Here is a 15,620-nt window from a genome sequence, read left to right as displayed (position 1 = left end):
AACCTGTACCACCTTCCGTTGGGGGTCCGATTCCGCTCGTTCGCTCTTTAATTGACTTTTATAAACCGCCCATCTTCGTATTTTACGATAGGAACGATTTGATTTTCATTACTTTGTGTATAATCGAAACCCGATAATAAGTAATCGTCTGTGTCAGAGTGAAGGCCGCTACGATTACGGGACTGTAAACCGTTTTTTGCCAGTTGGCGACCAAAAAAAAGCATCATGTCGTAGCCTTCACTCGCGAATACGGATGGGATGGTATTGCGTTTGGCAACATATTCTTCCTGAAACATACTGACCGGCTCCCGGGATGAGTCAATAAAGTCGGGATACAATAAATATAAGTCCCGACGGGTAAAGGTTGACACTGGGTTTTTATAGAAATCGAAAGCAGAAGCGGTTGCAATCAACGGCCCTACTACCCGTCGGCGACTTAATGCTTCGAGCACCCGAACACCATCATCATCATTGCTACTCGCTAAAAAAATATGGCCAATTGAAATACCCGCTGGTTGGGAATCGGTAACTATCGAGCGCGTTGCCGCAGGTGTTCCGGCAAACTGCATAGCGTTGGCCATTGCCTGAGCCGAACCACTCACCTTCCTAAAATCAACAATCTGATAATTTTGCCGCTTTAACTCAGCCTGATAGGCAACGGCAAGTAATGAGTCTTTGCGTGTCGAACCAAAATAGATTACCGCCCGGTGTGTGCCGTTAAGATTTCGAGCTTGTTCGGCAACTTTCTGCGCCTGTTGATTCATAGATGGCTGCGCCAGAAACGACATCGGTTGATTGACCACCAAATCACTACTGGTAGCAATGGGATTCAGGTGCAGAATATTGTTTTGATTCGCATAAGCCGATGCAATTCGGTTTGGCTCTATATACAATGGCCCTATAATCAAATCTGTTTGCGCAAAAGCAGGACTGTTAATCAACTCAAGCGTTTTATTGGCGTCATTATCAAGATCATAAGCGAATAGATTCACCGTGATACCTTCTTCCTGCAACCTGTTTTTTGCTATTTTAATACCCTCGTAGAGATCATAAACGTACTGATTAGATCGTAGTCGTTTGTCAGCGTCAAATTCATCTACCCTGAACGGAAACATGACAGCCACATTATAATAACCCTTCGGGCGAGAATTTCGGCTCGGCTGCATAACTGATGTGGCCGGGCGGGTACTCGACACCTGCGACGTAGTTGCAGTAGGTTGCGAAGTTGCCACTCCGGGAACACCGAATCGATTTGTAAGCCGGTCCGACAGTTCAAGATCGTCCTTGTCGCTGGCCGTTCGCTGAATCAGATCAATCAACGTCAGACCTATAATGCGGTCATTGGGAAAGGACTTATTTAGCTGTTTCAGCCGATTCAGATCCGTAATACGCGGCAGGAAATTCTGTTCGAGTTTCGTAATGTCAGGCCGCAGTTGCGGGTCGCTAATTTTTTGCAGGGATGTCATTGCGTCTTCATACTGACCCATTTCCATACAATTGGCCGCAAAAAGATACGTGGCGTCGTCCATCTTTCGCCAGTCCGGTACCATTTCCGTCAACTGCCTGAGCATCAACCGGGACTGGTTAAAGTTTTTCTGCCGAAAAGCGGCTATGGCATAATAGTAACTGGCATAGGGGGCCAGGGGACCACGCTGCTGAATAATTGAGTTGAGGTCTGATTTAGCGCGTTCGTAGTCGCCCGCCTGCACCAGTTTCACAGCCGCCGTGTAACGTTTCTGCGCTTCGGGCGATACTTGCGCTGTGGCAATTTGCCAACTGAGTAACCCAGCGAAGACAATGGCTACCTGTGTAAACCAACTAAACCTAGGGTTCATGTTTATTAGGGTTAATGCACAAAAGCAACGCCCTCGCGCTGCTTTTGTTAATGAAGACTGACGAGATGTACTAAATAAAAACAGTTGTCACGGTTTGTTCAGTACGTTTCACTATCTGGCTTTCACTTTATTTTTTAGACTTCGCTCTCTTTTGGGCTTCATCGGCCTGTTTACGAGCTTCATCGGCAGCGGCAAGCTGTTTTTGCAACAGCGCCTGGAAGCCACCGGGCTTTTTACCTTCACCAGCTGCATTTTTGCGTCGATTTTCGTCCAGTACAGCTTTAATTTTATCTTCGTCCACAAACCGGCGAATAAGCTGTTGTTGAGCAATCGTGACTACGTTTGAGACAAAGTAGTAGAATGTCAGACCAGCCGGATATGAATTCAGCACGAACATAAACATGAGCGGGAATACATAACTCATCGCTTTCATGTTTACAGGTCCCGGCTGCGTTGGCGTAGTTTGGTTGTTGTAGTAGGCATAGGCAATGGACGAAGCCGTCATCAGCACCGTAAACAAACTGAGGTGACTACCAATGAACGGAATAGCCGGAAACGTAATGAACGCATCATAAGTTGACAGGTCATTAGCCCACAGGAACGTTTTTTGGCGCAGCTCAATCAAATTCGGGAAGAGCATAAATAGTGAGAACAAAATCGGCATGGTCGCTAATACCGGAATGCAGCCACTTAACGGACTAACGCCCACCTCCTGATACAATTTCATCTGCTCAGACTGTTGCTTCGCCATATCATCACCAACGCGCTCCTTCATCTCGTTCAGCTCCGGCTGAAGGACCCGCATTTTGGCCATGCTGATATAGGACTTATAAGTTAACGGTGTTAGAATCAGCTTCACAAACACCACCAGCGCAATAATCAGTAACCCATAGTTCGAAATAAACTTCTCCAGGAAGTTGAATACAGGCACAAAAAAGTATTTGTTAATCGGTTTCAGCACCGAGTAGCCTAAGTAAACATTTTGATCGAACTCAGGGGCTACGCTGCCTAATAACTGAAAATCATTCGGGCCGTAGTAAAACTTATACTGTCCTTTTCCGGCTTTCACATCGGCGATAGGCAGCATTACGTCGGCAATCGCGGTTTTCACAACACTGCTGTCAGCCGGATCAACCAGAGTTTTGAAGGTTGCTTTAGCCAGTGGGCTATTTTTGGCGACAAAACCTGACAGAAAGTACTTATGCTTGATGGTAAACCATTGTACCGGCTCTTGCAGCGTAGCCTCCTGATTGCTTTCTCCCTCGGTTAGTTTCTCAAAGTTCTCGTCGGCAGTTAGATAGTCGATTGTAGCCGACCTGCGGTTGTTCGACAGGTCATTTTCGTACTGCCGCATCTTATCCTCCCAAAAGAACCGAATGTCGCCAGTTGCGAGGGTGTTATTCAACCCATCCAGTTTCAGGTCATAATCCAGCACGTAGCCTTCGGCGGGAATGGTATAAATCTGCTCAATTGACTGGCCGGGTGCAACCTCGGCCCGAAAGACAACTTGCTGTGGCTGGCCACTCACGGTGCCATTTTGAGCGGTTGTCTGGTAATAAAGCTGATGCAAATCGACTTTCCCCCGATTCGTTGGCAATTCAAGAAGAGTTTTGCTGCTTTGGTCGTCAATCAGCACTAACGGCTTCTTATCGTAGGTTTTGTACTTCTTTAGAACGACTTCTTTGACCCGTCCACCATGCGTACTGAATGTTACTTTAATGTCTTTATTCTCAACAACAATATCGCGGGTCTGGCCAGTGGCTGCGGCTGCAAAATCACCAAACTGAGCCTTAGCCGCAGCCGAATCAAGCGGTTGTTCGGCTTTATTGATAGCGGCTGCAACCCCGGATGCAGTTGTCGGTTTGGTAGTCTGTGTTTGTTGAGCAGCCTGTTTTTCGGGCGCAGGTTTCGGCACCAGTAGTTGGTAGCCGACCAGCATCGCCAGAATTAGGACAATGCCAATAATTTGATTACGATCCATTTCTATAGTTTGTAGTTTGCCCTTCGAGCCAGACTACTGGGGTGGTGTAATGGTGTAGTTTTTTTCCAGCATCTTCCTGTCTAAAACTACACGTCGAACTGCCCGGTGGTCTGGCTCAAACGTCAAACTGAATTTCGTGCAAAATTACGCCAATCTGGTCGCTTAATCAACCACGTCGGCGGTTTCTACACGGGCGGTCGATATGTCTGATGTGGATTCCACCGATGTGAGTGCCGCAAGCTTTGTTTGACTATAGGAGAGAGCCGCCTTTACAAACTGCACAAATAGGGGATGCGGGTTCATAACGGTACTTTTCAGCTCGGGGTGGAACTGTACACCTACATACCAGGGGTGGCCTTTCAACTCAACAATTTCGACCAGTCCCGTATCAGGGTTGATGCCCGTTGGCCGAAATCCTGCCTTTTCGAAAGCCTCTATGTAATCATTATTGAACTCATAGCGGTGACGATGACGTTCGCTGATTTGCGTTTTGCCATAAATTTGGTGCGCCAGCGAATCACGCTTGAGTTTGCAGGCATAAGCTCCCAGGCGCATCGTCCCTCCTTTGTCAGTGACGCTTTTCTGCTCCTCCATCATGCTGATGACGGGGTTGAGTGTATGTGGCTCCATCTCGGTCGAGTGGGCATCTGGAATCCCCATTACGTTGCGGGCATATTCAATCACGGCCATCTGCATCCCCAGGCAAATGCCCAAAAATGGAATCCCATGCTCACGAACGTATCGGACGGCATTAATTTTCCCTTCAATGCCCCGCTCGCCAAAACCGGGAGCCACCAGCACAGCATCTAACTCGCCTAATACGTTAGCGCAATAGTGTTCGTCAACCAGCGTTTCGGACTGAATCCACTCCAATTCGACTTTACACTCGTTCGAAGCACCGGCATGAATAAACGACTCAGCGATAGATTTGTACGCGTCGTGCAATTCGACATATTTGCCTACCAACCCTATTTTGACCGTATGGCCCGGATTTTTCAATCGCCCGAGAAATCCCTTCCAGGAATCCAGATCAGCATCTTTATCATTATATAGATCAAGAACGTAGAGCGCCCGCTGATCGAGCCGTTCCTTTTGCATCAGCAGTGGCACATCATATATAGTTTCAGCATCGATAACTTCGATAACCGAACTAACCTGAACGTTGCAGAACTGAGCGATTTTCCGGCGAATATCCTGCGGCAAGGGGTATTCGGTACGACAAGCAATAATATCGGGCTGAACACCATTTTCGAGCAGCATCCGAACGGAGTGCTGTGTCGGCTTGGTTTTCAGTTCCCCCGCCGATTTCAGATACGGTATTAATGTCAGGTGAATGACAAGCGTATCTTTTTCGCCGAGTTCAAATTTTAACTGCCGAACGGCTTCTACAAACGGTAATGACTCAATGTCGCCCACACAACCGCCAATTTCGGTAATGACAATGTCATATTCGCCCGTTTCGCCCAGCAGCCGCATGTTACGCTTAATTTCGTCGGTAATGTGCGGTACTACCTGCACGGTTTTACCAAGGAAATCACCCCGGCGTTCGCGGGTAATGACGTTGTTGTAAATGCGCCCCGTAGTAATGTTATTGGCCTGCGAAGTTGGACGGTTTAAAAACCGCTCGTAGTGACCGAGGTCGAGGTCGGTTTCGGCCCCGTCGTCGGTTACGTAGCACTCGCCATGTTCATACGGATTGAGTGTGCCGGGGTCGATATTGATATACGGATCGAATTTCTGAATCGTTACCGTAAGTCCCCGTGCCTGAAGTAGTTTGGCCAATGAAGAGGCAATTATGCCCTTGCCCAGTGATGAAGTTACTCCGCCAGTAACAAAAATATATTTCGCGGATTTCGGTCCCGTAGCCGCCATGATTGAAACGTAATTAGGTCGTTACGGGATGTAAAGGTAAGCAAAAAAGGCGGAATGGGCGAACGGGAAAGACTGAAAGTTGGTATGTTTCGGTTAATCTGTTGGCCGTCAGATAAGTTTTCACTAAATCTCTACTTTGTAACTTAATTTACTAAGTTCCCACATTTAATTAATTAAATCTGTCGTTTATTTGGCAAATGAGGCCAGTGTTTACCAGGCAAGCGGCTGATTGCTTCAGGGTTAAGACGGCGGTAAGCACTGTAAAAAAAGTATATAATAGAGAGGCAGATACTGCTTGTAAGGTTTAAGTATATGGAATCAGAAATTACATTTCGATTGGCAACTGAGGACGATTTGATGGCTATTATCAATATGCTCTCAGACGATCTAAATAGATAGGTCACATCACAAATTCAGCACGTCTTCAGATCAAAGCAGTAGGCTAATTTGTTTCGACTTGTTCTGCTACCCTCTTACCCATTTCCAGCAAAGCCGCTACATTGGTAAATATCCAACTCTTCGGTCAACACTAAATTTTCTTAAAGAAACGCTCCGCCATGTTCCGTTCGGGACAAGCAACCAATAACGTAGTCAATACTACCTTGGGCTGATCCTTTTTGAGTAGGTTACCTACATCCTTTACCATGACTAAATTACCTTTCAATATATTAATTATAAATATTCATTTATAATTAATATACATACCGCTTAATCAACAAATGATTTACCTTAATTTTGCAGGAGTAGTAGTGGCAATGAGTAAGTCAATTTAATGTATCAACATCATATAAGCAATTTTACCTGTTTTGATATGCTAAAACATTTTAGTTGGAAATGTGACCGAATTGGTCAAACGTCTCTAGTTCATATCCTTATACTACTAATTACATGGGTAGCCTGGCAACCGGCATTAGCGCAAACGACTTACTACATCGCTAGTACGGGAAACGATTCTAACAGCGGGAAATCCGCTGATTCACCGTTTCAGACAATCGCCAAAGTCAACGGTTTGTCCCTACAGCCTGGTGATGCCGTTCTATTTCGGCGGGGCGATACCTTTCGGGGGAGCGTGTTTATTCGTCAATCCGGTTCATCCGACAAGCCTATTGTGCTTGACGCTTACGGCTCTGGCAACAAACCTATTCTGTCCGGGTCAGTTCCCGTTACTGGCTGGAATAATGTCGGCAATAATATCTGGCAAGCGAGTTGCCCGTCTTGTGGAAGCCGGGTGACTGGTGTCTATCGTGACGCAGCCATTCTTCCCCTGGGCCGTTATCCTAACTTTAGCGATGCCAACAAGGGTTATTTAACCATAGGGGGGCATAGCGGCAGGACACAGATTACCAGTCAACAGGCGTTGTCTACCAACTGGACGGGGGGTGAAGCAGTAATTCGAACGACGCAGTGGATTTTAGACCGGGCTACCATTAACCAACAAAACGGCAATACGCTAAACCTGGCTAACAGCACTAGCTACGATCTAGCCGACGGATGGGGCTATTTTATCCAGAATCACCCGGCCACATTGGATCAAGTTGGCGAGTGGTATTATAACCCGGCTAACAAGACGATTAGTCTATATGACAACCAAAATAACCCTAACAGTCAATCCATTACGGCAACTGCCTTCGGCGAAGGGGTAAACCTGACCAATGTATCTTTCGTAACCATCCGGAATCTACAGATTAGCCAGACACTCAGCACCGGGGTGTTAGTCAACGGCGGGTCCAACTTCGCCTTTTCCAATAATGACATCACCAGTTCGGGCGAGGATGGCATTTCTATTATCGGTTCGGGCAACACGGTTCTGGCCGAAAATAACCTGATTCAAGACGCTAATAATAACGGCCTTTATATTGGCCCATACCAAAATTTCACCTTTCGGGGGAATACGCTCCAGCGCATTGGTCTGTTACCGGGCCGGGGCAAAAGTGGCGATGGCACTTACTCTGCCCTCCAGTCGCTGTGCACAGGTAATACGCTGATTGAAAATAACCTGGTGGATCATGTTGGCTATAACGGGATTGCCGTCGTTACCAGTTCGACCGTTCGCTACAACCAGGTGTCAAATTTTTGCCAGACCAAAAGCGACGGGGGCGGTATTTATGCCTGGAATGGCAACCGTAGCAACGTGGGTGATTTGCACGTTTTATCGAACATTGTTTTTAACGGACTCGGTGCGCCGGAAGGAACGCCGGGTGGTGCTTACTCCGGGGCTAACGGTATTTTTCTTGACGATTGTTCTCAAAATGTAGAAGTAGCCAACAATACGTCGTTTAACTCCACAGGTATGGGTATTTTTCTGCGGGGCGTATCCAGTATAACCCTAAAAGGAAATACCAGTTTCAACAATACAGAAGGACAACTTAAGCTGGCTTACAATGGCACATGTGCCTTACGCAACAATGTAATTCAGAGTAATATACTATTCAGTCGGCTACCAAATCAGGTTGTGGCAGACTACGAGACAAACGCCAATGATCTGGCTAGTTACGGCCAGTTCGACTATAATTACTACGTGCGCCCATTTGAAGACCAGTTTAAAATTCGGGCGGTCTACAATGCCGGATCGGGGCTGGCTGGCGCGGATAACACGCTGGCGGTCTGGCAGGGTCTGTTTGGCAAAGATGCAAACTCGAGCAATAGCCCTATAACGTATAAAAGTCAGACTGTCAGCCAGACAGGTGCCAGCTTGCTCAACAATGTGTTTTCAAATGACACTCAGGGCTGGAGTGTATGGTCGCCGTACGGCAATGGTCGGGTAGAACAGGATAATTCGAACCGGCTTGATGGTGGTTCACTTCGATTGTCGTTTGCGTCGGCATCCAATCAGTCGAATTCCTACCTGCTGGCAACGGTGAATATCGGGGCCGTTACAAAAGGCAAATCCTACCAACTTTTGTTTGATGGGGTAGCCTCTGGATCTAACAAACGGGTTGAACTATACCCCCGTCAATTATCCGGAAGTTATCGCGACCTGGCCGCCCGAACGGTTCTGTCGATAGGATCAGCCCGGCAGCAATACGAAGCCGTCTTTACCGCCACGGCCGATGAGTCGAACGCTATTCTGGTAATTCAGGTGCAGGAAGACGGACAAACTGCCTGGTTTGATAATGTTCGTTTAAAGGAAGCGACACTCTCCACCGTCAATCCCGACGACTACATAAAGCTAGTTTACAACGCCAGCAGTCAGAATACAACTGTGGCACTGAATGGAAACTATCGGGATGCCAAAAACACCCTTTACAGCAATCAGATAACTCTGTCGGCCTATTCATCGGCTGTACTCATGAAAGAAATTACCGCAGCGCCTACACCGGTCGTGTCGCTGCGGGACCCGGAAAATCCAGCCAATGCAGTCACTGGAATTGACTACCAATATTACGAAGGTTCGTGGAATAGTCTACCTGACTTCAACGCCCTGACAGCGGCAAAAACAGGCACCGCCACCAGCGTTGATTTGTCTGTTACCAGCAACAGCCAGTATTTCGGCATTCGCTACAAGGGATACATTAGTGTGCCGACAGATGGCAGCTATACGTTTTATACTTCTTCTGACGATGGCAGTAAACTCCTGATTGGCACCACCGAGGTGGTTAACAACGATGGAGGCCATGCTACAACTGAAAAATCAGGAACGATCGGTTTAAAAGCGGGGAAACATGCCATAACTGTTCTCTACTATCAGGGAAACGGGGGCCAGAGTCTAAGCGCCAGTTATGAAGGCCCCGGCATCGGCAAACAGATAATTCCGGCAGCGGCCCTCTATCGGGTACCTACTACGAATACCAGCAGTGGCGGAAATGGCAGTGGTCTTTTAGGAACGTATTTTAATAATGCTGCCCTCACCGCACCCGCTGTACTAACGCGCACCGATGCAACAATAGATTTTGACTGGAGCGACGGTTCGCCTGCTTCCGGCATTAATGTCGATAACTTCTCGGTTCGGTGGACGGGTCAGGTAGAGGTCCCTGTGACGGGTAACTATACCTTCACGACGACATCCGATGATGGCGTTCGGCTCAGTGTAAATGGGGCTATGATCATCAATAACTGGACGGGTCATGCGGCCACAAATAACGACGGGGCTCCGATGACGCTGACGGCTGGTCAGCGTTACACCATCCAGATGGACTACTACGACGGGGGGGGCAATGCAGTCGCCAGATTGTTATGGACCTATCCGGGGCAGGGCCAGCAAGTGATTCCTAAGGGTTATTTATATCCGGCTACACCGACGACAACAACACCGCCACCAACATCCAGCGACAAGGTCACATATTTATCTGACTTAACCTGGACGGCTTCCACGAGCGGTTATGGCCCTGCGGAGAAAGATCGCAGTAATGGTGAATCGGGGGCGGGGGATGGGCGCACCTTAACGCTCAACGGGGTGACCTACGCCAAAGGTCTGGGCGTACACTCGCCTTCTGAAATTACGTATAACCTGGGTGGTCGATACACAAGTTTTAGTACGGATATGGGTATTGACGACGAGATGAGTGACAACGGTTGTGGATCGGCTAGTTTTGACATCTACGTAGACAATGTACTGGTTTATAGTAGTGGTGTAATGACTCCATCAACGCCAACCAAATCCATTACCCTGGCTGTATCGGGCAAACAGACTCTCAAACTAGTCGTGACAAATGGGGGTGACAACACCAATTGCGATCACGGCGATTGGGCTGGAGCCCGGTTGACTGGTCCAAGTGGTGGCCGGGTAGCCAATATTACTACAAACGATTTCTCTACAGAATTAACGGTACAGGTTTATCCGGTACCCGCCGTTGAGGAAGTTCGTGTACGCTATCAGGCCGAAACGGATGGGGAAGTGACAGTACAGTTGTTAAACACGGCTGCTCAAGCGGTTATGCAGGTAACGCGTCAGGTTTCAGCAGGCGAGAATCTACTTCATCTACCTGTTAGCGAACTTAACCGAGGATTCTACGTACTGAGTCTGATTCAGGGTGGTCAGCGCATCACACGAAAAATAGTCCTCTCGGAGCGATGATAAGCGAGCTTTTTCCACAATGTTCTGCCCTTTGAAAGACGGTTGACAACGTCAGTCTTGGTAGTCGGCAAATTAAGATATAGTTGAGTGAAGGAGGTAAACAAGCGACGCTGCTTCATTTGGGTATTGAACGCCACTGAAAACTGTACCCAAAGTACTTACTTTTTTCGTCCACTAATACCCAAGTGAAACGTACTAAAAAAGCAACGTGGTCCTGCTTATTCAGCAGGACCACGTTGCTTTTTTAGTACGTTAATTCTATTTATCCTGATTTAGCTCACGCTCTTCATAGGCGAGACCGTACTGCTTCAAAACATCGGCGGGTACACCTTCCCACTGGTTAGGCACATTACCGACATAGCCAATATCTTTTATGCCCATCTGACTGGTATAGAAGCCCGTTGCCGTCATGTTGCGCATAAAGCTAAAGAATGAAGCACCCTGTGTCATGTCTGGTTTAGCCTTAGCGGGGTAAGCAATCTGCTCCACCATATCAATCTGCTGCGCTTTGGTACAGAGCACGAATGTTTTTCCATAGCGTTTGGTGCAGGTATTATCGAGCCAGCGAATACCCCCACGCATGGGCGTCTGGTTTTTAGGCTGATCTTTCATCATAAATTCGATGAACGCCGGCACACCCGCCTGTGAGGCACTCCCCGACCGCTCGTCGGCTGGAATAATAATGTCTGACAGAACGGTTACAGTTTGCAGTTCGTGGGCAGTAAAGAACTTTTCACTGTGTAGTTTAGCGTCGCGCTCGGCTTCAAACTTCTGCCGCCCACCTGGAATTTTCAGCGGTTTAACGTCAGGCGGTGCGGGCACAGCAGCTTCGACGGGGTTGACGGCCATGCCAAGACCGGCGAACGAGATAGAGAGGGCTTTTAAGGAATCTCTGCGTTTCATAGCTTAAAAGTTTATTTCTGCGTTTCTTGAGTCTCTACGGTAAAAGATGAATAACCACAGAGACTCAAGAAACACGAAGGTCAAGGTTTAGATATTTTTTTGTTTTACTTGATCGATCAAATACTCACTCGTACGCATTGAATTGGCAAGAATTGTCCAGGTGACATTTTTGTCACCCTGCGACGGGAATGGAGCAGCATCGACCACAAACAGGTTTTTCACATCGTGGGCCTGCTGAAATTTGTTCAGCACCGACGTTTTGGGGTCGTTACCCATACGGGCCGTGCCTACCTCGTGAATAATCTGACCCGGAGCGGCCAAACCGTAGCTATTCGCGGCATTGGGTTTATCACCCAGTGCAATGCCACCCATCGAATGAATAATTTCCTCGAAGGTTTCCTGCATGTGTTTTGCCTGTTTCACCTCATAATCCGACCATTTATAGTTGAACCGAAGCACCGGAATACCGTATTTATCCACGACACTCGGGTCAATTTCACAATAGTTGCTTTCGAGTGGCACCGGTTCACCCCGGCCCGCCATACCAACATAAGCACCGTAGAATCGGCGGAAATCATCTTTCAGGCCCGCGCCATAACCACCACCCGGCATCATTTTTCCATTACGACCGGGAATCATGCCGTTCATGGCTTCGATTCCCCACCCAAATCCGTAAGCAGGCATACCCATGCCGCCCCAGTATTCAATGTGGTAGCCACGCGGAAAGTCTAACTTCTTGTTGTCGAGCCACCAGGGTGTGAACACGTGCATACCGCCAACGCCATCTTCATTGTAGCGTTTGCGGTCCATTAGAGCGGGGATAAACGCCGAGCGGCTGGCTCCCGTTGAGTCATTAATATATTTACCAACTACGTCACTGGAGTTGGCCAGTCCTGTCGAAAAACGACTCGATTTGGAGTTAAGCAGCAAGCGTGCTGTTTCGCCCGCACTGGCTGCCAGTACGACAGCCTTTGCCTTTATCGTAACCTCCTGCAACGTTTGTGTATCTACGTAACTAACGCCTGTGCAAAGGCCCGTAGCTGGGTCGGTAATGACTTCGCGCACCATAGCCCCGTTAATGAGGGTAACGTTGCCCGTTTTCATCGCGGGCTTAACCAGCACCGACGAAGACGAGAAGTCGGCATAAGCCTGACACCCGCGACCGCACTGACTGCAATAAAAACACGACCCGCGCTCATTGTTGATGGGCTTGGTCAGGATCGATAGCCGGGATGGAATGACCGGAATGCCGAGACTACGGGCACCTTTCCGAATCATCAGTTCGTGCAAACGGGGTTTAGGCGGGGGCAGAAATATACCATCCGGTTCAGAAGCCATATTTTCGGTAGAACCAAAAACGCCGATCATCCGGTCAATGCGATCGTAGAAGGGCTTGATATCGTCGTAGCCGATGGGCCAGTCTTCGCCAACACCCGTCATACTTTTACGCCGGAAATCGTCGGGCGCGAACCGGAGTGAAATACGACCCCAGTGGTTGGTTCGGCCACCGAGCATTCTCGACCGGAACCACTGAAAATCGGACCCCTTAGCATTTGTATATGGCTCCCCTTCAATATCCCAGCCGCCCCAGGCTGCATCGAAATCGCCGAAGGCCCGAGTGGTTCCAGCTCCGCGCCGGGCCGACTCCCAGGGCCATTTCAGTTGGGTGATATATTTAGGATCAGCCGGGTCAAAATAACCACCCGCTTCCAGCAGGACGACTTTTGCACCAGCTTTCGCCAGCATATAGGCCGCCATACCTCCCCCGGCACCTGAACCGACAATGGCTACGTCGTATTGAACTGGAGCTTTTTGAATCTGAAATGGATCCATGCAAAAATGAAGGTTTATCGTTTTAATCAGAAAAGAAACCGAACTGTATTGAAAAAAGCAAATGAAATAGGTAATTCCCTAAAGCAGAATAAGCAGCAAATGGCAATCTCTTACCTGTTATACCCCAAGATCAGTCAAATAAATACCAATCGACCCCGAATGCGAACCCCCGGCGCATTTGTAGAAAGTCGGGAGCCACGTAGTAGCCAGGGGTTATTAATCCCTGATTGGCATGCGTAAGTTTAATGAACAGCCGCGTTCTGTTGATGCGCAGATTGGCATACAGGTCGGCCAACACATATCCTTCTACCTGCTGGCGATCCTGAATATGAAACTGTTGCGTGAGTGGCATATACGCATCGGCGTAGTACGGCGACTTATAATGCAAATCAATTCCAGTCTGAATATAAAGCACTTTAGCATAAAGGAACTCGTACTGGATGCGGGTATTCACGAACAACGGCGGCATTCTGATAACGTCCGGTCCTGCTTTAACGGTATAATACACCTGGCCCGATATTAGAAACTTGCCGAGTTGCAGGTGGTAGCCTAGTCCCGGTCGAAGAATGCTGATGGGTGATCTCTCCTGCTGAACAACCCCTGCCGTGTCGAAATAGACGTAATTCTTTACTAAGTAATAGTCCAGACCCGGCTGTATACGAAGCTTTTTATAGCCTACGTTCAGCTTTCCGTACGCATGAAGATAGTTGCGTTTAGAAAGCGGCTCCAATCCTTTCGACGCATCCGGCCAGACATAAACTTTGCTCTGAAAACGCTCCTGCAACAGTGTCGGCTCGACGTTTACATACGAACCACCCGCCGTCAAAAACTTACTTTCCACCTGCCCCTGAATGCGGTAGCTTCCGCCAGCGCCAAGCTCGGCTTCAGCTGTTAGTCGTGACAGGCTATCCGGGAAATAGTACCCTAGCCACCCACCCACAAAGGTCTCTGTGCGCGTGGTTCCGTACTCATTATAATTGGTTCGGGAGGTATTATACAGCGTCGTTTGTTTGTAGTTCCGAATGCGCAGGTACGCCCGGTAATTAAACGAAGCGCCTTTGTACTGCGAAACGCCTTTTATACCAAACTGATTTTCAAAAAGCCGGAAACGGGCGTGTTGCTCAAGGCGAGAGGTATCCCCCAAAATAGTTGGGTAAAACCGCCTGACTGATCCAGCCGTCGTTAATGAGGCATCATCCTGATTGAGCCGTAAAGTATCATCCTGATAAAAATTCTTCTGGGTCTGGTAATCGAGCCGGTGATAAAGTTGAAAGCCCTTGTCGAGAATATACTGGTGATAAACGTGCCAATTGTTGCGAATTTCCCAGCCGTGTGGCCCATGCAGCGCTGCACTACCACTCCGCAAGCGGGAATCGCCGGTGTAATTATACGGGATCGGTGTGCCGTCGGCGGTCTCTCCCGGCAAAACTCCCCCCTGCTCATCCAGACTATGATTCATGTTGATGAAGTTGGCAAGCAGGGTGTATTTATCGTTTTTTGAGCGATAGTTAGTATGTAGCACCACGCCCCAGTTCTGCGCCAGCAATTTGTACGGATCATTTGTTCCACTCGTGCCAAATTGCTTCTGCGAAGTAAACCGCTGTACGTCAAAACCTACATTCCAGCGGGGTGAAATATTTTGCGACATATCAAAACGCAGAATATTCTGATTATTACCACCCAGCGCGATATACATATCGGTATAGGGAGATTTTGTGTCAAAATACTTCACATCCATAGCCTGAAAGGCGTAGGGCGAGAAGACGTAATAACCCGATTGAGCCCCCAATTGCTGCGGTACGGGCAAAAACACCGGCCGCATGGGCGTGCCGAGCGTACCTAAATCCTGGTATTGATTCTGGCTTCGCTGCACGTAGGTAAACCGATGTACCTCGTCCATCGTCGTGTCAAGCGTATAAAGTTTCCGGCGATTGTTGAAAATATCATCCTCCAGCACATAGCGCGTTGACTTCGGCCCATAAATTACTTTCGTAGAATCATCAATGCCGTTTGTACCTGTTGTGGACGTTGGCATACTCTGCCGACCGCCAAAACCACCAGGCGTCTGGGACTGCTGCGCCCAACCCGTGAGAGACACGCTTAGACTAAAAAGTAAGGCAAGGAAACTCCGCTTCATCAGGTCAAAAGTACGTCAAAACGTCGGATGCCCGCCAGTTGACGC

General features: G+C 48.4%; 7 protein-coding genes. 1 reads left to right on the top strand and 6 read right to left on the bottom strand.

What is annotated here, in order from left to right:
* Positions 1-47: 47 nt before the first annotated feature.
* The 3 genes from ACFS25_RS10955 to ACFS25_RS10945 form a co-directional block, all read right to left on the bottom strand.
* Positions 48-1,835: an amino acid ABC transporter substrate-binding protein gene (locus ACFS25_RS10955; protein ID WP_381499916.1), complete on the bottom strand. Its 1,788-nt coding sequence runs from the start codon at positions 1,833-1,835 to the stop codon at positions 48-50.
* A 127-nt stretch (positions 1,836-1,962) separates the two neighbouring features.
* Positions 1,963-3,816, bottom strand: coding sequence for a membrane protein insertase YidC (gene yidC / locus ACFS25_RS10950; protein WP_381499914.1), 1,854 nt, complete (start codon positions 3,814-3,816; stop codon positions 1,963-1,965).
* Between the two features lie 162 nt (positions 3,817-3,978).
* Positions 3,979-5,688, bottom strand: a complete 1,710-nt coding sequence (locus ACFS25_RS10945) for a CTP synthase (RefSeq protein ID WP_381499911.1) — start codon at positions 5,686-5,688, stop codon at positions 3,979-3,981.
* 811 nt (positions 5,689-6,499) lie between these two features.
* Here ACFS25_RS10945 and ACFS25_RS10940 point away from each other — a divergent pair.
* A complete protein-coding gene (locus tag ACFS25_RS10940; RefSeq protein ID WP_381499908.1) occupies positions 6,500-10,702 on the top strand; it encodes a PA14 domain-containing protein in 4,203 nt (1,400 codons plus the stop codon).
* 258 nt (positions 10,703-10,960) lie between these two features.
* Here the strand turns inward: ACFS25_RS10940 and ACFS25_RS10935 are convergent, their stop codons facing one another.
* The 3 genes from ACFS25_RS10935 to ACFS25_RS10925 all read right to left on the bottom strand — a co-directional run bounded on the left by ACFS25_RS10935 (position 10,961) and on the right by ACFS25_RS10925 (position 15,575).
* On the bottom strand, positions 10,961-11,605 hold the full coding sequence (locus ACFS25_RS10935; RefSeq protein WP_381499905.1) for a gluconate 2-dehydrogenase subunit 3 family protein: 645 nt from the start codon (positions 11,603-11,605) through the stop codon (positions 10,961-10,963).
* An 87-nt stretch (positions 11,606-11,692) separates the two neighbouring features.
* The gene (locus ACFS25_RS10930) at positions 11,693-13,438 is read right to left on the bottom strand and encodes a GMC family oxidoreductase (RefSeq protein ID WP_381499902.1); all 1,746 of its coding nucleotides are present in this window, start codon (positions 13,436-13,438) and stop codon (positions 11,693-11,695) included.
* A gap of 130 nt (positions 13,439-13,568) precedes the next feature.
* Positions 13,569-15,575, bottom strand: coding sequence for a putative porin (locus ACFS25_RS10925; RefSeq protein ID WP_381499899.1), 2,007 nt, complete (start codon positions 15,573-15,575; stop codon positions 13,569-13,571).
* Positions 15,576-15,620 lie beyond the last annotated feature (45 nt).

Source organism: Spirosoma flavum, assembly GCF_042686045.1.
In the GTDB taxonomy this organism is placed as follows: domain Bacteria; phylum Bacteroidota; class Bacteroidia; order Cytophagales; family Spirosomataceae; genus Spirosoma; species Spirosoma flavum.
This window is presented reverse-complemented; position numbering and strand designations above follow the sequence as displayed.

What these genes read in the sequence shown, in the direction of transcription:
- ACFS25_RS10955 (WP_381499916.1), bottom strand. Translation starts at nt 1,835, where the DNA reads ATGAACCCTAGGTTTAGTTGGTTTACACAGGTAGCCATTGTCTTCGCT.
- yidC (WP_381499914.1), bottom strand. Translation starts at nt 3,816, where the DNA reads ATGGATCGTAATCAAATTATTGGCATTGTCCTAATTCTGGCGATGCTG.
- ACFS25_RS10945 (WP_381499911.1), bottom strand. Translation starts at nt 5,688, where the DNA reads ATGGCGGCTACGGGACCGAAATCCGCGAAATATATTTTTGTTACTGGC.
- ACFS25_RS10940 (WP_381499908.1), top strand. Translation starts at nt 6,500, where the DNA reads ATGCTAAAACATTTTAGTTGGAAATGTGACCGAATTGGTCAAACGTCT.
- ACFS25_RS10935 (WP_381499905.1), bottom strand. Translation starts at nt 11,605, where the DNA reads ATGAAACGCAGAGATTCCTTAAAAGCCCTCTCTATCTCGTTCGCCGGT.
- ACFS25_RS10930 (WP_381499902.1), bottom strand. Translation starts at nt 13,438, where the DNA reads ATGGATCCATTTCAGATTCAAAAAGCTCCAGTTCAATACGACGTAGCC.
- ACFS25_RS10925 (WP_381499899.1), bottom strand. Translation starts at nt 15,575, where the DNA reads ATGAAGCGGAGTTTCCTTGCCTTACTTTTTAGTCTAAGCGTGTCTCTC.